Source organism: Neisseria sicca, assembly GCF_003044565.1.
GTDB lineage: Bacteria > Pseudomonadota > Gammaproteobacteria > Burkholderiales > Neisseriaceae > Neisseria > Neisseria sicca_A.
This window is the reverse complement of record NZ_POXG01000002.1, coordinates 349,527-365,975: the sequence shown is the minus strand read 5'-3', so window position 1 is coordinate 365,975 and position 16,449 is coordinate 349,527. Positions and strand designations below refer to the sequence as shown.

The window sequence follows — 16,449 nt, the reverse complement described above, 5'->3', positions numbered from 1 at the left end:
TAGCTTACATTTGCTGTTGCGCCGCTTTGATGGCGTTTTGGTCAGGATTGATCAAAATCTCGACGCGGCGGTTTTGGGCGCGGCCTTCGACTGTCGCGTTAGACGCGATAGGATGACGCGAACCGTAACCTGCGGTGGTCAGGCGCGAGCCGTTCACGCCGCGCGATTGCAGGTAGTCGGCAACGGCAAGTGCACGGTTGCGGGACAGCGGCTCGTTGATGGCATCGTTGCCGGTGTTGTCGGTATGACCGTTAATCGTCAAAGTCGTGTCGGGGTATTGCACCAGCGTTTCGGAGGCGGTCGCCAGAGCGTTGCGCGCGTGATCGCTCAATGCCGCGCTGCCTGTGGCGAAGGTAACGTTTTCAGGCATGACCAGCTTGATTTGGTTGCCTTGGCGTTCCACTTCGATGTTGGTGTTTTTCAGGTTTTCGCGCAGTTTTTTCTCTTGATAGTCCATGTAGCCGCCTACGCCCGCACCAATCGCGCCACACGCCAACGCGGAATTGCGCGCGCCTTTGCCGCCGTGGGTCAGTGCGCCGACGATGCCGCACACTGCCGCACCGCCCAAGCCGTACATGGCGGTTTTGCTGGTGTTGCGTTGTCCGCTTACAGGGTCGGTCACGCAGCCGGTCAGAGCCAAAGGAATTGCCAATGCGGCAACGGTAAGGGATTTAAAGAGTTTCATTAAGATGTCCTTTCGACGATGCAGGGGTCGTCTGAAAATCAGTTGGAAGAAGAGATGGCTCCTGCCATGATTTATATTGTCCTTAATCCAATCTCTGTTCATCCAAAATTGCCCGCGCGTTTCAGGGATAACGCAATGGATAATTTGAATAAGGTATTTTTATTCCAAACAATAGATTGGATTGGGTTGGATAGGGTCATCATGCAGGACTGTCTATTTGATTGGGTAAAAGAAAAGCGGTTTGGTTCACTGAAAGCCGATAATTTGACTATGGCGGCATACGGATTTACTGCGGCAACACTTTCCTTAACGCTGTTTCGCACGATGCCGCCGATACCATCCCGCCAGCGCAAATTTCACGCGCACTTTCACATCATAGCCCACAGAACCCGCGCCCAAGATGAACAAGATTGCCGATACCGGCAGCGCGAAATGGTGTCCGATTTTGTGGTAGCCCCAAGCACCCACGACGCCGCCCAGTAGAAATGCCCACATCAAACCGTTCAACAGCCACATCTTCGGCTTGTTCACATGCACATGCGGCAGGCGCGGATGATATTTTTTCGAATAATACAGCGCACGCGAAAGCTCGATGCCCAAGTCGGTAGCCGTGCCGGTCATATGCGTCGAACGGATAGCGCCACCTGATAAAAGCGTCATCACCGTATTGTGCATTCCCATGATGAAACACAATAAAAACAGAGCTAAAGACGGGAAAACCATATTGCCCATCCCGATGTTCCATTGTGAAGTCGTCAGCCCGAACAAACCGAATATCAGCAGATAAACCGCTTCCAGCCACATGGAAAAACCGAAGCTGCCGCGAAACCGCTTCTGCTGTGTCCACAAAACGACCCAGCCCGAATGCGCCGCACCGACCACAAAACACAACACGCTGATTAAAGCCACTGCCGCCGTTATCCATTCACGCAGATAAACAGCGTCCGCCAGCAGCGACATCGAGCCGGTAACGTGTGACGTATAGCGTGCAAACGCAAAGAAACCGCCCGCATTAATCGCACCCGCCAACATCGCCATGATATAGCCCAGCCTGCGGAAGCGCGCATCGGAAATATGGTGTTCGTGCAGATACGGCCTGTCCGCCTGCCAAAACGGCGGCGCATGCAGACGTTCGTGCCGACGCTTGTGGCGGCTGGTTGGGTGCTGTTGCCCGCTTGGTGTGTCTTCGTGATGATTTGCCGTCATATCAATCCCTTTTCAATTTTTCAGACGACCTTGATTCGATTGGATATGGGGCGATATTGTATCGCTAAGGGCTTCTTCAATGAATATGGCGAAATTACTATAGTGGATTAACTTTAAACCAGTACGGCGTTGCCTCGCCTTAGCTCAAAGAGAACGATTCTCTAAGGTGCTGAAGCACCAAGTGAATCGGTTCCGTACTATCTGTACTGTCTGCGGCTTCGTCGCCTTGTCCTGATTTAAATTTAATTCACTATGAAACCGCTGCAACAATCACTTCTCCGGGCCGATCCTTAAATCCGCCGAGTGTGGCGCACATAAACCCAGAGTATGAGTGCAGCACGATTGTTTCAGAATCATTAAAAAAGGCAGGGCGAGATACGAGGTCGTCTGAAAATGGCTCTTCACTTTTCAGACGACCTCTTGCCAGGTGGTACGGTTTGTTTTGGCTAGACTTTGTCGGTTGGATATGGACGGCACGACAGGCTTCACAATTTGCCGCAAAAGGCGTACATTATCCCTATCCCTTGATATAAAAAGGAAAAATCATGTCTCCCATTCGAGCATCTCTGATGTTGTGCATCGTGGCAGCCCTGACCGCCTGTGCCACCACGCCCGAGCAAAAAGCCGCACGCGAACAAGCGCAAAGACGTTATGAACAGGATCTTCAAGTCAGTCTGGCAGCCGAATGCGATCCGGAGACCGCCAAACTCATGCGCAAACAGTTCGAGCAGGCGGAACAAGTCGGCGCGCCCAGTGCAGAACAAAAAGCCTTCCGTTTAAAATACATCGACAAAGTGTCCGACCCCATGTTCCAAGCCTGCTATAAGATGGCATGGCAAAATTATATTTCCCAACAGCAATTGCGCGAAGCACGCTATTACCGCTATTACGACGAATGGGGATTCCCGTTTTACCGTCCTTATTACTGGTGGTAAAAAACGGCTTGATATAGTGGATTAACTTTAAACCAGTACGGCGTTGCCTCGCCTTAGCTCAAAGAGAACGATTCTCTAAGGTACTGAAGCACCAAGTGAATCGGTTCCGTACTATTTGTACTGTCTACGGCTTCGTCGCCTTGTCCTGATTTTTGTTAATCCACTATATTTCATAAGGAAAATTAAGCCGTAGGATACTTTCAATGCTCAAAGCCAATGGCGTGAAAAGCTGTCTTGTCTGCGCCTTGCTGCTTCGTTCTGATTTAAAGTCCATCCGCCGCAATATAAAAAGGTCGTCTGAAAACCCGTTTTCAAGTTTTCAGACGACCTTTCGTTTTATACAACGTCTTTATTTCTTCGCTTTGCCTTTGCCTTTAACAGGTTTGGCAGGTGCTTTGTTCAATTGAGCAGTAGCGGCTTGGTCCAATACGCAAGACTTGGTGATGATGTTGTCCACGACTTGGTTTTTGCCGTTAACGACAGTTTGTTGACGGATAGTCAGCATATTGCCGTCCACTTTGTCGATGTTGGCATAGTTGGCGCGGTTGGCAATCCATGCCACGCCTTCACCCCAGAAGCCATTGACATCATTGCCGGTACCGACAATACGGGAAAGACCCGGAGTCAGCTGGCCTTGGTATTTCACTTGGGCAATCACAGGCTCATCACCTTGGAAGCCGTACATGACATTCAAAGGATCAGTACCGTTTGGTCCGCATTTGTAAGCCACTTCCTTGGTGCGTTCAATATTATTGACTTCCATGGTTTTAGGCGTTTCAGGCGCGGGAGCGGATTGTTGCGCAGTAGGAGTCGGAGCAGTTTCCGGTTTAGATTTAGAGCCGGAGCTGCCGCATGCAGACAGCGCGGTAGCGATAAGAACGGCGGGAACGATTAATTTCAGATTGGATTTCATCAATTTACTCCGGATTTAGTCTATCGGGGTCAGCATAGGCTGACAGAAAGCCCTACCTTAACAGAGAAAAGAAGGCTTGTCTCGTCCATATATGAAAATACGATACTCATTATCAATAAAGCGCTATTTGTTCTTTTGAAAACAGTGGATTTGATTTACGCAAAGCTAATTGAAATTAAGTAAAGATATATCACGAATCAACAAAATGCCGATTTTGAAGGGCGGGGATTCATGTTTGGTGCTGCAAGGTAGGGAATGATGTAAGGAAAATGATGATGGACGAACTTTGAATCTGGGGAGGGTAATGAAAGTTGAAGATAGTGAAAAGGGAAGAATTAATCGGTTTAGGACGAAAGAAATTCTCGCTTTTTTCAGTATCTTGGAAAATGGTGCTTTTAAAATTTGAGTGGATGGGGTAAGGCTGTGCGCTGGTGTAAAGCCAATCTTTTTTGCTTCAAAGATATCAATAAATCACCTGAGTTTCCTGTCTGATAGGGATTGGTTTAACGAAATTCAATAAGGCGATGCTGTATGGTTAAAAAGGAAATTTTGGGATAGCAAGGGTTAATCCGAAAGCCTTGCCTTTATTGAGCTTGGTTTACGATGTGGGGTGTATTGGATGGAATACTTGGGATACATCGGCTAGGGAATAATAAGCGGTTTTTAATTTCTATCCTATGCATCGGATGATACAAAAGAGAAACCGCTTAGATTTTTAATTCTAAGCGGTTTCTTATTTTGGTGCCGACAGCGAGATTTGAACTCGCACAGCCTACGGCCACTACCCCCTCAAGATAGCGTGTCTACCAATTTCACCATGTCGGCATTTGAAAAAACTGTTATTTCTGCTGCTGAGGAGCGGGTGCAGCAGGTGCGGGTTGGTTTTCAGCAGGAGCGGCGGGCTTAGGTGCCTGCTTGGTTTGTTGTACGTTGCTGAAGTCCAAGCCGTGTTTGTTTGTATGGGTATGGATATAAACCATTGCCATGCAGGTCGCGAAGAAAAAAGTCGCTGCGATGGCGGTTGCGCGGCTCAGGAAGTTTGCGTTGCCTGCGGAACCGAATACGCCCTGCGCGCTGCCGCTGCCTGACCCGAAGGTCGCGCCTGCGTCTGCGCCTTTGCCGTGTTGCAGCAATACTAACACAACCACTGACAAAGCGGAAATAATATTAATAATCCAGATAAGGGTTTTAAAGGCTTCCATATGTTTTCTACGAGGCTTGTGCTGCGTTGATGATGGCGGTAAATGAGTCATATGATAATGACGCGCCGCCAACCAATGCGCCGTCTACATGAGGTACTGCGAAGATGTCGGCTGCATTGTCTGCTTTCACACTTCCGCCGTAAAGAACGCGGATTTTAACATCGCTTCCGCACAAAGACAAGATTTCTTTGTAGATGAATGCGTGCATGTCGGCAATTTGTTCTACGGTGGCGACTTTGCCGGTGCCGATTGCCCATACCGGCTCGTAGGCGACGGCGATGTTTTTGGTGTCCAGCCCTTGCAATACGGAGAGTTGGTGGGCGATGACTTCGTGTTCTTTACCGGCTTCGCGCTCTTCGAGGCTTTCGCCGACACACAATAGGGGAATCAGACCTACGTTGAGGACGTTTTCCATTTTGCGGCGTTGGATTTCGTTTTTTTCGCCGAAATAGAGGCTTCGTTCGGAGTGTCCGATAAGGACGATGTCGGTGCCGATGTCGGCGAGCATTTCTGCGGACACTTCGCCTGTGTAAGCACCGTTGTTGGGGAAGCGGCTGACGTCTTGGGCGCAGGTGAGGATGCGGTTGTTGAGGACAATCTGCATGGCGTTGTGCAGTTGCAACAGGTAAACGGTCGGGGCGGCGAGGCCGATGAGGACGCGTTCGGCGGTGGGCATGATGCGGAAGCGGTGCATGAGTGCGTTGTTGTTTTGGAGTCGGCCGTTCATTTTCCAGTTGCCGATGACCCATTTTTGATCCCACATTCCGATTTGGTGATGCATCTTTTTTGCTCCGTGTTGTGTTTCTTTGGCTGTACGCTGCGTGTAGCGTGATGTAACGTGAAGTTTAGTGGATATGCGACGGGTTCGCAACTTGAAACGGGCGGAATGTTTGGATACGGGATGGCTGCTTGGGGTCGTCTGAAATGCTGTTTCAGACGACCTGTTTTATAATAACCGCTTGATATACACATATATAGGACATGGCTATGCACGCGCTTCATTTTTCAGCTTCGGACAAGGCTGCGCTTTATCGAGAGGTGTTGCCGCAGATTGAGTCTGTGGTGGCGGATGAGACGGATTGGGTGGCGAATTTGGCGAACACGGCGGCGGTTTTGAAGGAAGCGTTCGGCTGGTTTTGGGTGGGTTTTTATTTGGTCGATACGCGCGCGGACGAATTGGTTTTGGCGCCGTTTCAGGGGCCTTTGGCGTGTACGCGGATTCCGTTCGGGCGCGGGGTATGCGGTCAGGCTTGGGCGAAGGGCGAGACGATGGTCGTTAAGGATGTCAACGCGCATCCCGACCATATTGCCTGTTCGTCGTTGTCGCGTTCGGAAATCGTGGTTCCGCTGTTTTCAGACGACCTCTGTATTGGCGTGTTGGATGTGGATAGCGAGCATTTGGCGCAGTTTGATGAAACGGATGCTTTGTATTTGGGCGAACTGGCGAAGATTTTGGAAAAGCAGTTTAAGGCTTCGCGCCAGGCGGCTTGAGACTGAAAAAACAGGCAGGCGGCGCGCGCTGAAGTTGGCGCGGCGGGAGTGTGGTTTTATAATGTCTGCCATGGATAAAACAATTATTTAACGGAGCACAAAATGGATTTTGAAAAAGCGCGGTTCAACATGGTCGAGCAGCAAATCCGTCCGTGGGATGTATTGGATTTTGACGTTTTGGACGCTTTGGAGGAGATTCCGCGCGAGCGTTTCGTGAACGAGTCTTTGCAGGGCTTGGCGTATGCTGATATGGAGCTGCCGCTTGCCAACGGTCATAAGATGCTCGAGCCTAAAGTCGTGGCGCGGTTGGCACAGGGTTTGAAGCTGACCAAAACCGATACGGTTTTGGAAATCGGCACGGGTTCGGGCTATGCGACCGCGCTCTTGGCGAAACTGGCGGGCAAAGTGGTTTCAGACGACCTTGATGCCGAGCAGCAAAACCACGCCAAAGCAGTGTTGGACGGCTTGGCTCTGAACAATATCGATTATGTGCAAAACAACGGATTAACTGAACCTTCTGCGGGCGCGCCTTTTGATGCGGTTTATGTCGGCGGCGCGGTGGACCGCGTGCCTGATGTATTGAAAGAACAGTTGAAAGACGGCGGCCGCATGGCAGTCATCGTCGGCCGTCAGCCGGTACAACGTGCGCTGCTGATTACGCGCAAGGGCGATCAATTTGAAGAAACAGTCCTGTTCGACACGCTGGTCGCGCATTTGGACGACAAAGAAAACCGTCCTTTCGGCGATTTCGATTTTTAATCTTTTTTGAACTCAAAGGTCGTCTGAAAACCAGCCGGACATGGCGAAACGTTTTCAGACGACCTTTCATCGTTTCCATCATTTCACACACACAGCATCATGACAATTCCACAACTCACTCCGTTGCAACTGCAACAATGGCAGGAAGAAGGCCGCGCGTTCCATCTGCTGGACGTGCGCACTGACGAGGAAACCGCCGTCTGCGCTCTGCCCGATGCCATCCATATCCCGATGAACCTGATTCCACTGCGCCAAAACGAGCTGCCCGACGACGATTTACCGATTGTCGTTTACTGCCACCACGGCATCCGCAGCCTGCATACGGCGATGTATCTGGCGGATGCGGGTTTTGAAAATCTGTTTAACCTGCAAGGCGGGATTGATGCTTGGGCTTTGCAGGTGGATGGGGTGATGGCGAGATATTGAGATTTCCAATTTCAAAATAGAGAAGGGCGGTAGAGCATGGCTGCCGCTTTTTTTGTGTGCGGATTATCTGAATATATAGTGGATTAAATTTAAATCAGGACAAGGCAACGAAGCCGCAGACAGTACAGATAGTACGGCAAGGCGAGGCAACGCCGTACTGGTTTAAAGTTAATCCACTATAAAAAATCCTGAAAGCCGTTTGTCGATTTCAGGATTTTTGTTTCCATTGTTTTCAGACGACCTTTTGCACAAAGGGGTCGTCTGAAAACCTTTATTTTTGACATTGGGTTTATGAAACCCATCGCCAAGACTTCAATGATTCAGGCGTTTTGAGCTTCGCGCTGCCAAAGGGTTTTTTGGGCGAAAACCAGTTTGTTGTCTGTAAATTTCACATTCTCCAAACGCAACGACCAAACATCGCTTTTCATCGCGCGGGCAATCGGATGGGCTTTGTAATAGAGGGCGAGCGCTGCTTTTTTATCGGTTTCGTCCGTCAGCAGTTGCGCGGTCGCCGTGAGCTGTATGCCGCTGATTTTGGCGATATTTTCCGGCTGGCCTGCGATGGTTCCAGCGATGTTCGGATTTTTCAGCATCAGGCTGCCGTGTTTAGAACGTGCTGAAGTCAGGACAATCAGCCTTGCTTGCGCTTCATCGGGTACATAAAAGCAGCAGGCGCTCCAAATTTCGCCGTCTGCGGCTGCCGCAATGCTGATCACATGGTTGGCGCGTAGGAATTTGATGATGTTTTCGGGGATGGACTGCATGGTGGATTTAAATTGAAAATGGTTCGGAAAGCTTGGATTAAAAACTTTCCGAACCATTGTCCGTTTAGCGTTTCATTTCGCCTTCAATGGCGCGGATATTGGCTTGACGGTCGTTGACGGCTTGGGTCAGACGGCTGATTTTTGCCTGATCGCCTTTTTTCTTGGCAACATTCAATTGCGCCTGCGCTCTGACCAAAGCCACTTGCTCGTTGCGGACTTCGTTTTCCAAGATTTGCTTGCGGGTCAGCTGCGGCTTGGGTTTGGATGCCGGTAAGATGGGCGCGGGCAGGATTTTGGCTTTGCGGTTCAACTCGGCGGCGCGGGCTTTGGCTGCTTTCAGGTCGCCGACGGAAGTCGCTTCGCCAAGTTTGCCGTTGCGCAATTTGATGTCCAAACGGGGATTGGCGGCTTCTGCCGTATTGGTTACACTGCCGCCCTTCGTGCGCGGCAAGACTTTGATGTCGCCCGGCTCGGGCGCGGCTTCGCCGAGGGCTTCTTTCAGGTTGACACGCTCAGGTACGACCCTGTCTGCCTCTTCAGGGCTGATGTTTGCAGTGCCGTCCGTATGGGATTCGGTACAATCGTTACCGATTTTTTTCTCGGTAAAGACCGTGTTGCCGTCCACTTTGCAGATATAGCTGGCTTGTGCGGAGAAGGCGGCGCTTCCCAGCCCGAAAGCCAAAATCAGTCGGTAAAAAATCGGTTTCATCTTTATTTCGGTATATAGCAAAGGTTTTGATTATACTATGCAGCCAGTTATAACGAATCAACTTATTTCAAACAAGGTAAAATTTTCCGCTGTCGTCTATCATTGGGAAACGCTGCATGGGATATCGTGGGCGCGAACCTAAACAGGCTGCGGTGATTATTGTGTTCAATAGGTCGGCTGGCGGGATAGGTATTCCGTTTCGGCTGCCTTATTGGTTTAAATAATGTCCATTTTTCTATTTTCAAACCACGATGACAAAAACTTTTCTGATTGCTGGCGTTGACGAGGCAGGGCGGGGACCTTTGGTCGGCAGCGTGTTTGCCGCCGCCGTTATCCTGCCGCCGTCTTACCATTTGCCTGGTTTGACCGACTCTAAAAAACTCAGCGAGAAAAAACGCGATGCGTTGGCGGTCATGATTAAAGAACAGGCATTGGCATGGTGTGTCGCTCAAGCCGATCCGCAAGAAATTTTCGAGCTGAATATCCTTCACGCCACGATGTTGGCGATGAGCCGCGCCGTACAAGAGTTGGCGATCAAACCCTATAAGGTGTTTATCGATGGCAACAGAGTGCCGAAGGATCTTGGCGTGGATGCCGAAGCGGTGGTCAAAGGCGACAGCAAAATCATGGAAATTTCGGCGGCTTCCGTTTTGGCGAAGACCGCGCGCGATGCCGAGATGTATGCGTTGGCGGAACGTTATCCGCAATACGGTTTTGACAAACACAAAGGCTACGGAACGGCGCAACATCTCGAAGCATTGCAGCAATACGGCGTATTGCCCGAACACCGACGCGATTTTTCGCCCGTGAAGGCGTTGCTGGCGCAGGGCAGGTTGTTTGAGTGAGGGCAGAATGGCTTAAAGGTCGTCTGAAACGCTTTCAGACGACCTTTTCTTTACACCCCGTTACAAAGCCGTGTATGCTTCGCGTTTAGACGGATGTGAAACAAATATCAACGGCCAAACAGATTTTGATGTTTGTGTGTTACTTTATTTCACTGTCCTCCTAATCAATAATTTTATCAACCGATACCGCACATACTATTTATGGACACTATTGCACGAATCAGCCACTTTGTCGGCAAAACCTTCTCATTTTGGGCGGCATTGTGCGCCGCCGTTGCTTTCTTCGAACCCGAATTGTTCAAATGGGTACTGCCTTACATCACTTGGCTTTTGGGCATCATCATGTTCGGCATGGGGCTGACGCTGACGCCGTCAGATTTTAAAATTGTCGCCAGTCATCCCAAAGCCGTTCTTATCGGCGTGGCGGCTCAATTCATTATCATGCCGCTGACTGCCTATTTTTTGGTCAAGTTGTTAAATTTGCCTGCTGAAGTTGCTGTGGGTGTGATTTTGGTCGGCTGCTGTCCGGGCGGGACGGCTTCCAATGTGATGACTTTTTTGGCACGCGGCAACGTTGCCTTGTCCGTTGCAGTTACGTCGGCCTCCACCTTACTGGCTCCGCTGCTGACGCCTGCTATTTTCCTGCTTTTTGCAGGTAAAATGCTTGACATCAATGCGCAGGCGATGTTTGTTTCCATTGTTCAAATGGTGTTGTTGCCCATCGCGCTCGGCGTGATTGCACATACTGTGTTCCGCAAACAGACCGAACGCGCTGCCGCTGCCTTGCCTTTGGTTTCTGTGGTTGCCATTGTGCTGATTATCGGTGCGGTCGTCGGCGCGAGCAAAGGCAAAATCATTGAAAGCGGGCTGTTGATTTTCGGTGTCGTGATGTTGCACAACGCCATCGGCTACCTGCTCGGCTTCTTTGCAGCCAAAATCTGCAAGCTGCCGTACGATGCGCAAAAAACGCTCGCCATCGAAGTCGGTATGCAGAATTCCGGTTTGGGTGCGGCATTGGCGGCCACGCATTTTGCCGCAACCCCTGTCGTTGCCGTACCCAGCGCGCTGTTCAGCGTGTGGCACAACATTTCCGGCTCGCTGCTCGCATCTTATTGGTCGGCGAAAGCAGATAAAGAATCGAAAGCGGAATTGTCCGATTAAAAGAGTTCGGCAAAGGACAAAAGGTCGTCTGAACATTTTCAGACGACCTTTTTGCATACCGTCAATACAGTATCCATCAATATTCCGCCGAATGCCAAAACGGCTGCCCCACGGTTGGCGTACTGGCTTGGGCTTTGGTTCGTGCTTCGACCGGTTCAGCTTCAAATGCCAGCCGTCCGGATTCGACGGCGAGTGCGAAGGCGCGCGCCATGTTGACGGGGTCGCCGCTGCGGGAAACGGCGGTGTTCAGCAATACGCCGTCAAACCCCCATTCCATCACTTGCGCAGCCTGCGAGGGCAAACCCAAGCCCGCGTCGATAATCAGCGGCGTGTCGAGCAGGCGTTCGCGCAGGACTTTCAGCGCGTAGGCGTGAACCGCGCCCAAACCCGTGCCGATCGGCGCCGCCCACGGCATTAGCGCCTGACAGCCCGCGTCGAGCAGGCGGCGGCAGGCAATCAGGTCTTCGGTGCAATAAGGCAGCACTTTGAAGCCGTCTTTAATCAGGATTTCCGCCGCTTCGACAAGCTGGAAGACGTCGGGCTGCAACGTGTCGTCGTCGCCGATAAGTTCGAGTTTGATCCAATCGGTTTCAAACACTTCCCGCGCCATCTGCGCCGTCGTTACCGCTTCCTGCACGCTTTGGCAGCCTGCGGTATTCGGCAACACGGGGACGCCGCTTTCTTCCAATAGCGACCAAAACCCCTGCCCGTGTGCCTCGCCGCCGCTTCCCGCGCGCCGCAGCGAGACGGTAATCATCGCGGGCCGGGCGATACGGATGGATTGTTTGAGGATTTCGGGCGTCGGGTAGGCAGCCGTGCCGAGCAGCAGCCGTGAAGGGAAAGTTTCTCCGTATAGGGTGAGCATGATGGGTTCCTTTGTATAGTGGATTAACTTTAAACCAGTACGGCGTTGCTTTGCCTTGCCGTACTATCTGTACTGTCTGCGGCTTTGTCGCCTTGTCCTGATTTTTGTTAATCCACTATAACGTTGTTTTTGGGACAGGGGTCGTCTGAAAAGGCAAAACCGCTTAGCCGCCGACCACCGGCCGCACGATATCGACTTTATCGTTTTCGTTCAAAACCGTTTCCGCATACGCGCCTTTGGCGACAAATCCGGTATTCACGGCGACGGCAAAGGGCTTTTGCGGCGCGGTTTGGGCGATGAGGTCGGCAACGGTTTTGCCGTGAAGTTCGGCGGGTTCGCCGTTTAAGATGATGTTCATGGTTTCTCGATATTTCGTAGGTGAGTTTCTTTATTCGCGATGCGCCTGCTCTTGCTTGAATCCGTCGCCCCATTCCTTCAATGCCGTCAGCACGGGCGCAAGCGTTTTGCCGTAGTCGGTCAGGCGGTATTCCACACGCGGTGGGACTTCGGGATACACAGTACGCAAAATGATGCCGTCGGCCTCCAATGCGCGCAGTTGCGCGGTCAGCGTGCGTTGCGACACATCGGGCAGGATGCGGCGGATTTGGTTGAAGCGCAGCGTACCGTCCGTGTGCAGGCGGTAGAGTATCGTGCCTTTCCATTTGCCGCCGATAACGGAAAGCGCGGCTTCCACCGAGCAGCCTTCGGCGCAGTCGTAGCTTGGGTGCGGTGTGCGGGGCATGGTGGTATCCTTTATGTAACTATCTGAAAAACAAGTGCGTTCTTGTTAATGATATGCTTCAGGCGCATGATACACGCTTTCAGACGACCTAACAGGAGAACATCATGAAAGCCATCGGTTTCAACCGCCCTTTGCCCGTTTCCAACCCTGAAGCCCTGCTCGACATCAATCTGCCCGAACCCGAACTGCAGCCGCACGATATTTTGGTTGCCGTGCAGGCGGTTTCTGTCAATCCTGTTGATGTGAAAGTTCGGGCGGCGCATACGTCTGAGGCAGGAGCGTACCGCGTATTGGGTTACGACGCGGCAGGCATCGTTCAGGCAGTCGGCAGCGAAGTGCGGAATTTCAAAGTCGGCGACGAAGTGTATTACGCGGGCGCCCTCAACCGTCAAGGTTCAAACGCACAATTACAAGCGGTGGACGCACGCATTGCCGCAAAAAAACCGCATTCGCTGGATTTTGCCCAAGCCGCCGCGCTGCCGCTGACGGCGATTACCGCATGGGAAACGCTGTTCGACCGCTTGGATGTAAACAAACCCGTGGCAGGCGGCGCAAATGCGCTGCTCTTAATCGGCGGCGCAGGCGGGGTCGGCTCGCTTGCCATCCAGTTTCTGAAAAAGCTGACCGACATCCAAGTCATCGCCACCGCCTCCCGCCCTGAAAGCCGTGCGTGGGTGGAGAAATTGGGTGCGGATTTCGTCATCAACCATCATGAAAACATGGCGGAACAGATTGCCGCGTTAAATATCGGCGCACCATCGTTCGTTTTTTCCACCAACCATACCGACCGCCATCTGCCGCAAATCGTCGAGCTTATCGCCCCGCAAGGCAGAATCGCGCTGATTGACGACCCCGAAACGTTGGACGTGAACCCACTCAAAGGCAAAAGCTTGTCGCTGCATTGGGAATTTATGTTTACCCGCCCGCTGAGCGAAACGGCGGACATCGAACGGCAGGGCGAAATCCTTGCCGAAACCGCTCGGCTGGTGGACGAAGGCATCATCCGTCCGACCGCCACCCAAATCCTGCATGGCATCAATGCTGCCAACCTGCGCCGCGCCCATGAGATGCTGGAACGCGGGGATATGGTAGGGAAGCTGGTGATCGAAGGCTGGGACAATTAAATCCGCCGATTATTCTTTACGCCGTTATGCCCGCTGGTGCCTGTATGGCATCCGAAATAACGGCAATCGAATATCCTAATTGAGCAGGTCGTCTGAAATTTGGTTTTCAGACGACCTTATTCATTCCACAAAGCCTGAAACGCGTTAACCACGGCCTCGGGATTTTCCGCTTCGGTAACGGCGCGGACGACGGCGAGGGAGGAAACGCCGGTGGCAAGTACGGCTCGGGCGTTGTTCAAATCGATGCCGCCGATGGCGACGACAGGTGTGCCGCGTGCCTGTTTCACATATTCACGCAGTTTGTCCAAGCCTTGCGGGGCGGTGGGCATTTGCTTGGTCGTGGTCGGGAAAATCGCGCCGCTGGCGACGTAGCTGGGATGTACAGACAGGGCGCGGTCGAGTTCGGCAACGGAATGGGTACTCAAACCCAAACGCAAACCGGCAGCGGCAATGGCGGCAAGGTCAGCGGTGTCCATGTCTTCCTGCCCGAGATGCACGCCGTATGCGCCCGCTTCTATCGCCTCGCGCCAGTGGTCGTTGATGAAAAGCTGGGTACGGCTGCCTTGACAGGTGGCGACGCAGCGGGCGATTTCGCGTTTCAATTCATCGCCGTGCAGGGTTTTGCAGCGCAGTTGCACCGTGTCGGAACCTGCTTTGACCATGCGTTCCACCCAATCGGCTGTGGGAACGACGGCGTAGAATTTAAGCGGGGATTTTAGGGGTGGGAAGGTCATGGGGGTGTCCTTTTAAGTTATCGCTGATGGCGTTCTTGCAGGCGTTCGGTATGCGCCCGCAGTTTTTCTCCATCGGCTTGGTATTCGTTTGAAGACAGCACGGCAATTGCCGCTTCTATTTCCTGTGGCAGCAATAAGGTCGTCTGAAAACGTCTGATATAGGATGCTGCCTGTCTGATACGGCAGACATTCGGCGGCATTTGCGTTTTCAGTTCACAATCGCCGAGAAAAACCACCATCGAATGAAATTTTTCTTCCGGCAGTTGCAGCAGTTCGGATAATGCCTTGATGTGTGCGTAATTTTGGCGCAACGGATTTTGAAAGTAGTGTTTCTGCTTATAGACGACTTGCGTCCATTTCGATTGCTTCTCGCTGCCGAAAATCCAACCTGTGTAATTCTTGGTTTCTATGACAAATATCCCAAAAGCCGAAACATAAATATGGTCGATTTGCGTCGTGCCGCTGCGGGACGGAATAATCAAATCGTGAAATTCGATATAGGTTTCTTCATCCAAATTTTTTCCGATTACTGAACGGACTGCCCGTTCGCCTATGCGTCCTTTCACTTTGGGGTTTTGGAGCAGCGCTTTCAAAAGAAGCAGGGGAATGATGAGCAGGAAAATCCAAAATATACCTGACAGGTTTCCTATTGCTTGTTCAATCATGACGTTTTCCTTTTTGTTTTATTGTTTAATGAAAGTGAGCCCGGTATAGCCATCTGATGAGGTCGTCTGAAACTCATTTCCTGCGTTTCAACAAGGCTTTTGCTTCGGGATAATCTTTCAAGCGAAACGGGTTGTCGTTCCAAGAGCCGCTTTTCTGTCTTTTGGGTTGTTCGGCAAGTGTGCTGCGGATTGCGTGGCGCAGGTGGGTTTCCAGTAGCTGCGGTGTTTCTTCTCCGACAGGCAGGGCGTAGAGCCGTTTGCCGTCCGCGCCGGCGAGAAAGCGTTCGCCTTCAACGGTGTTGCCTTTGCCGTCAAACAGGACGATTTCGTAATACGGATAGCCTTGAACAGGTGGCGACACGATTTCAAAGCGGTAGGCAGCGCGTTCTTCGGCGGTTTTGTATGGCGAATAGGAAACTGCTGCCAGTCCGACAATCAGGTTTTTGTAGCGGTTGATGCGTTGCAGAATATCGCGTTCGGCGGCGGTGTAGGCAAACGGGTGCGGATAAAATTTGCCGTTTCGTTCGATGTCGGAAGCGGCGCGGCGAGTGTCGCTGGGCGCAACGGTATTGCCGCGTGCGTCCATCATGCCCCAAGTGCCACCCTGTACGGCGGTGTGTTCTTCGTCCACGCGCACTTCTCGACAGCCGTCGCAAAATGCGGCATAGCCATATTCAAACTGTCCTGCCCAATCGTGTTGGGCGGGCGTGACCAAGTTGTCCGCGCGGTCGGCAAAACCGACCTTGCCGTCTTTGGAAACATAGCGGCGTTTGCCTTCCGAAAAATAGTCTGATGCCAAGTCATACATCATCGGTTGATATAAAAACTTGCCCTGCCGCGAATGCAGGAAGAAGGGCGAATAGGCAACTTTGCCTCGGACTTCTCGGCTGTTGTCGGTAAACAGCAACTCGCCGTCGGCGGTTTCGCCGTGTTTGACGTGTTCGCACATAAATTCGCAGTGGTATTGCGCAGGGACGATGATTTTGCCGCTTGTGGTTTTTGCACCGAATTTGCCGTTTTGTTTGAAATAAATGATTTTCTCGGCAGAACGCGGTTTGGGGTCGTCTGAAATCTTGGGCGCAGCAAGGGCGGCGGAGTGGGCGAGCAAGAGTGCAGGCAGTAAATACAGGGATTTCAGATTCATTGGAAACCTTGCTGATATTAAGTAGATTGATGACGATGAGGCGTTGGCGCGCCTTGTCATCTTATATTCATACAGGCTG

20 protein-coding genes and 1 tRNA gene are annotated in these 16,449 nt (G+C 51.8%); 7 read left to right on the top strand and 14 right to left on the bottom strand.

Annotated elements, in window-relative coordinates; genetic code table 11:
- Window positions 1-4: 4 nt before the first annotated feature.
- Both DBZ16_RS06355 and DBZ16_RS06350 read right to left on the bottom strand, forming a co-directional pair.
- Entirely contained in the window at window positions 5-685 is a 681-nt protein-coding gene (locus DBZ16_RS06355; protein ID WP_107813361.1) for an OmpA family protein, read from the bottom strand.
- Between the two features lie 306 nt (window positions 686-991).
- Complete coding sequence (locus tag DBZ16_RS06350) at window positions 992-1,891, bottom strand: YoaK family protein (protein ID WP_107813360.1); 900 nt, start codon at window positions 1,889-1,891, stop codon at window positions 992-994.
- Window positions 1,892-2,436: 545 nt separating this feature from the next.
- Between DBZ16_RS06350 and DBZ16_RS06340 the strand changes: the two genes are divergently transcribed.
- Complete coding sequence (locus DBZ16_RS06340; RefSeq protein ID WP_107813359.1) at window positions 2,437-2,826, top strand: hypothetical protein; 390 nt, start codon at window positions 2,437-2,439, stop codon at window positions 2,824-2,826.
- Between the two features lie 349 nt (window positions 2,827-3,175).
- On the opposite strand, the gene DBZ16_RS06335 is transcribed toward DBZ16_RS06340, so the two are convergent.
- From DBZ16_RS06335 to tpiA, 4 genes are all read right to left on the bottom strand, one after another.
- Window positions 3,176-3,739 carry a hypothetical protein gene (locus DBZ16_RS06335; RefSeq protein ID WP_107813358.1) on the bottom strand — a complete coding sequence of 188 codons (564 nt, stop codon included), beginning with the start codon at window positions 3,737-3,739 and terminating at the stop codon, window positions 3,176-3,178.
- A 739-nt stretch (window positions 3,740-4,478) separates the two neighbouring features.
- Window positions 4,479-4,564 (bottom strand) — tRNA-Leu (locus DBZ16_RS06330).
- Window positions 4,565-4,578: 14 nt separating this feature from the next.
- Window positions 4,579-4,941, bottom strand: a complete 363-nt coding sequence (gene secG, locus DBZ16_RS06325; RefSeq protein ID WP_019270391.1) for a preprotein translocase subunit SecG — start codon at window positions 4,939-4,941, stop codon at window positions 4,579-4,581.
- A 7-nt stretch (window positions 4,942-4,948) separates the two neighbouring features.
- On the bottom strand, window positions 4,949-5,722 hold the full coding sequence (gene tpiA / locus DBZ16_RS06320) for a triose-phosphate isomerase (RefSeq protein ID WP_003742925.1): 774 nt from the start codon (window positions 5,720-5,722) through the stop codon (window positions 4,949-4,951).
- A gap of 206 nt (window positions 5,723-5,928) precedes the next feature.
- Here tpiA and DBZ16_RS06315 point away from each other — a divergent pair, with 206 nt between their 5' ends.
- From DBZ16_RS06315 to DBZ16_RS06305, 3 genes are all read left to right on the top strand, one after another.
- Complete coding sequence (locus DBZ16_RS06315; RefSeq protein WP_107813357.1) at window positions 5,929-6,432, top strand: GAF domain-containing protein; 504 nt, start codon at window positions 5,929-5,931, stop codon at window positions 6,430-6,432.
- A 102-nt stretch (window positions 6,433-6,534) separates the two neighbouring features.
- Window positions 6,535-7,191, top strand: coding sequence for a protein-L-isoaspartate O-methyltransferase family protein (locus DBZ16_RS06310; protein ID WP_107813356.1), 657 nt, complete (start codon window positions 6,535-6,537; stop codon window positions 7,189-7,191).
- Window positions 7,192-7,290: 99 nt separating this feature from the next.
- Complete coding sequence (locus tag DBZ16_RS06305) at window positions 7,291-7,617, top strand: rhodanese-like domain-containing protein (RefSeq protein WP_107813355.1); 327 nt, start codon at window positions 7,291-7,293, stop codon at window positions 7,615-7,617.
- Between the two features lie 320 nt (window positions 7,618-7,937).
- Here the strand turns inward: DBZ16_RS06305 and DBZ16_RS06300 are convergent, their stop codons facing one another.
- Window positions 7,938-8,381: a pyridoxamine 5'-phosphate oxidase family protein gene (locus DBZ16_RS06300; protein ID WP_107813476.1), complete on the bottom strand. Its 444-nt coding sequence runs from the start codon at window positions 8,379-8,381 to the stop codon at window positions 7,938-7,940.
- Window positions 8,382-8,445: 64 nt separating this feature from the next.
- Window positions 8,446-9,090 (bottom strand): hypothetical protein, encoded by a 645-nt coding sequence (locus DBZ16_RS06295; RefSeq protein WP_107813354.1) that lies wholly within the window; start codon window positions 9,088-9,090, stop codon window positions 8,446-8,448.
- A 251-nt stretch (window positions 9,091-9,341) separates the two neighbouring features.
- Between DBZ16_RS06295 and rnhB the strand changes: the two genes are divergently transcribed.
- Together rnhB and DBZ16_RS06285 are read left to right on the top strand one after the other, a co-directional pair.
- Window positions 9,342-9,935 (top strand): ribonuclease HII, encoded by a 594-nt coding sequence (gene rnhB / locus DBZ16_RS06290; RefSeq protein ID WP_107813353.1) that lies wholly within the window; start codon window positions 9,342-9,344, stop codon window positions 9,933-9,935.
- Between the two features lie 201 nt (window positions 9,936-10,136).
- On the top strand, window positions 10,137-11,096 hold the full coding sequence (locus DBZ16_RS06285; RefSeq protein WP_107813352.1) for a bile acid:sodium symporter family protein: 960 nt from the start codon (window positions 10,137-10,139) through the stop codon (window positions 11,094-11,096).
- A gap of 76 nt (window positions 11,097-11,172) precedes the next feature.
- On the opposite strand, the gene DBZ16_RS06280 is transcribed toward DBZ16_RS06285, so the two are convergent.
- The 3 genes from DBZ16_RS06280 to DBZ16_RS06270 form a co-directional block, all read right to left on the bottom strand.
- Window positions 11,173-11,961: a thiazole synthase gene (locus DBZ16_RS06280; RefSeq protein ID WP_107813351.1), complete on the bottom strand. Its 789-nt coding sequence runs from the start codon at window positions 11,959-11,961 to the stop codon at window positions 11,173-11,175.
- A gap of 163 nt (window positions 11,962-12,124) precedes the next feature.
- Entirely contained in the window at window positions 12,125-12,319 is a 195-nt protein-coding gene (gene thiS / locus DBZ16_RS06275) for a sulfur carrier protein ThiS (protein WP_070454847.1), read from the bottom strand.
- 30 nt (window positions 12,320-12,349) lie between these two features.
- Entirely contained in the window at window positions 12,350-12,703 is a 354-nt protein-coding gene (locus DBZ16_RS06270) for a winged helix-turn-helix transcriptional regulator (RefSeq protein ID WP_003684634.1), read from the bottom strand.
- A gap of 104 nt (window positions 12,704-12,807) precedes the next feature.
- On the opposite strand from DBZ16_RS06270, the gene DBZ16_RS06265 reads away from it, so the two are divergent.
- Window positions 12,808-13,827: a zinc-binding alcohol dehydrogenase family protein gene (locus DBZ16_RS06265; protein WP_107813350.1), complete on the top strand. Its 1,020-nt coding sequence runs from the start codon at window positions 12,808-12,810 to the stop codon at window positions 13,825-13,827.
- A 116-nt stretch (window positions 13,828-13,943) separates the two neighbouring features.
- Here the strand turns inward: DBZ16_RS06265 and thiE are convergent, their stop codons facing one another.
- The 3 genes from thiE to DBZ16_RS06250 all read right to left on the bottom strand — a co-directional run bounded on the left by thiE (window position 13,944) and on the right by DBZ16_RS06250 (window position 16,370).
- Entirely contained in the window at window positions 13,944-14,561 is a 618-nt protein-coding gene (thiE, locus tag DBZ16_RS06260) for a thiamine phosphate synthase (protein WP_107813349.1), read from the bottom strand.
- Between the two features lie 17 nt (window positions 14,562-14,578).
- The gene (locus DBZ16_RS06255; protein WP_107813348.1) at window positions 14,579-15,226 is read right to left on the bottom strand and encodes a nuclease-related domain-containing protein; all 648 of its coding nucleotides are present in this window, start codon (window positions 15,224-15,226) and stop codon (window positions 14,579-14,581) included.
- A gap of 73 nt (window positions 15,227-15,299) precedes the next feature.
- Window positions 15,300-16,370, bottom strand: coding sequence for a WG repeat-containing protein (locus DBZ16_RS06250; protein WP_107813347.1), 1,071 nt, complete (start codon window positions 16,368-16,370; stop codon window positions 15,300-15,302).
- Between the last annotated feature and the right edge of the window lie 79 nt (window positions 16,371-16,449).

Coding starts and splice junctions, on each gene's coding strand:
- DBZ16_RS06285 (WP_107813352.1), top strand. CDS start 10,137: ATGGACACTATTGCACGAATCAGCCACTTTGTCGGCAAAACCTTCTCA.
- secG (WP_019270391.1), bottom strand. CDS start 4,941: ATGGAAGCCTTTAAAACCCTTATCTGGATTATTAATATTATTTCCGCT.
- DBZ16_RS06310 (WP_107813356.1), top strand. CDS start 6,535: ATGGATTTTGAAAAAGCGCGGTTCAACATGGTCGAGCAGCAAATCCGT.
- DBZ16_RS06355 (WP_107813361.1), bottom strand. CDS start 685: ATGAAACTCTTTAAATCCCTTACCGTTGCCGCATTGGCAATTCCTTTG.
- DBZ16_RS06250 (WP_107813347.1), bottom strand. CDS start 16,370: ATGAATCTGAAATCCCTGTATTTACTGCCTGCACTCTTGCTCGCCCAC.
- DBZ16_RS06280 (WP_107813351.1), bottom strand. CDS start 11,961: ATGCTCACCCTATACGGAGAAACTTTCCCTTCACGGCTGCTGCTCGGC.
- DBZ16_RS06335 (WP_107813358.1), bottom strand. CDS start 3,739: ATGAAATCCAATCTGAAATTAATCGTTCCCGCCGTTCTTATCGCTACC.
- DBZ16_RS06300 (WP_107813476.1), bottom strand. CDS start 8,381: ATGCAGTCCATCCCCGAAAACATCATCAAATTCCTACGCGCCAACCAT.
- rnhB (WP_107813353.1), top strand. CDS start 9,342: ATGACAAAAACTTTTCTGATTGCTGGCGTTGACGAGGCAGGGCGGGGA.
- DBZ16_RS06305 (WP_107813355.1), top strand. CDS start 7,291: ATGACAATTCCACAACTCACTCCGTTGCAACTGCAACAATGGCAGGAA.
- tpiA (WP_003742925.1), bottom strand. CDS start 5,722: ATGCATCACCAAATCGGAATGTGGGATCAAAAATGGGTCATCGGCAAC.
- DBZ16_RS06265 (WP_107813350.1), top strand. CDS start 12,808: ATGAAAGCCATCGGTTTCAACCGCCCTTTGCCCGTTTCCAACCCTGAA.
- DBZ16_RS06255 (WP_107813348.1), bottom strand. CDS start 15,226: ATGATTGAACAAGCAATAGGAAACCTGTCAGGTATATTTTGGATTTTC.
- thiE (WP_107813349.1), bottom strand. CDS start 14,561: ATGACCTTCCCACCCCTAAAATCCCCGCTTAAATTCTACGCCGTCGTT.
- thiS (WP_070454847.1), bottom strand. CDS start 12,319: ATGAACATCATCTTAAACGGCGAACCCGCCGAACTTCACGGCAAAACC.
- DBZ16_RS06340 (WP_107813359.1), top strand. CDS start 2,437: ATGTCTCCCATTCGAGCATCTCTGATGTTGTGCATCGTGGCAGCCCTG.
- DBZ16_RS06315 (WP_107813357.1), top strand. CDS start 5,929: ATGCACGCGCTTCATTTTTCAGCTTCGGACAAGGCTGCGCTTTATCGA.
- DBZ16_RS06295 (WP_107813354.1), bottom strand. CDS start 9,090: ATGAAACCGATTTTTTACCGACTGATTTTGGCTTTCGGGCTGGGAAGC.
- DBZ16_RS06350 (WP_107813360.1), bottom strand. CDS start 1,891: ATGACGGCAAATCATCACGAAGACACACCAAGCGGGCAACAGCACCCA.
- DBZ16_RS06270 (WP_003684634.1), bottom strand. CDS start 12,703: ATGCCCCGCACACCGCACCCAAGCTACGACTGCGCCGAAGGCTGCTCG.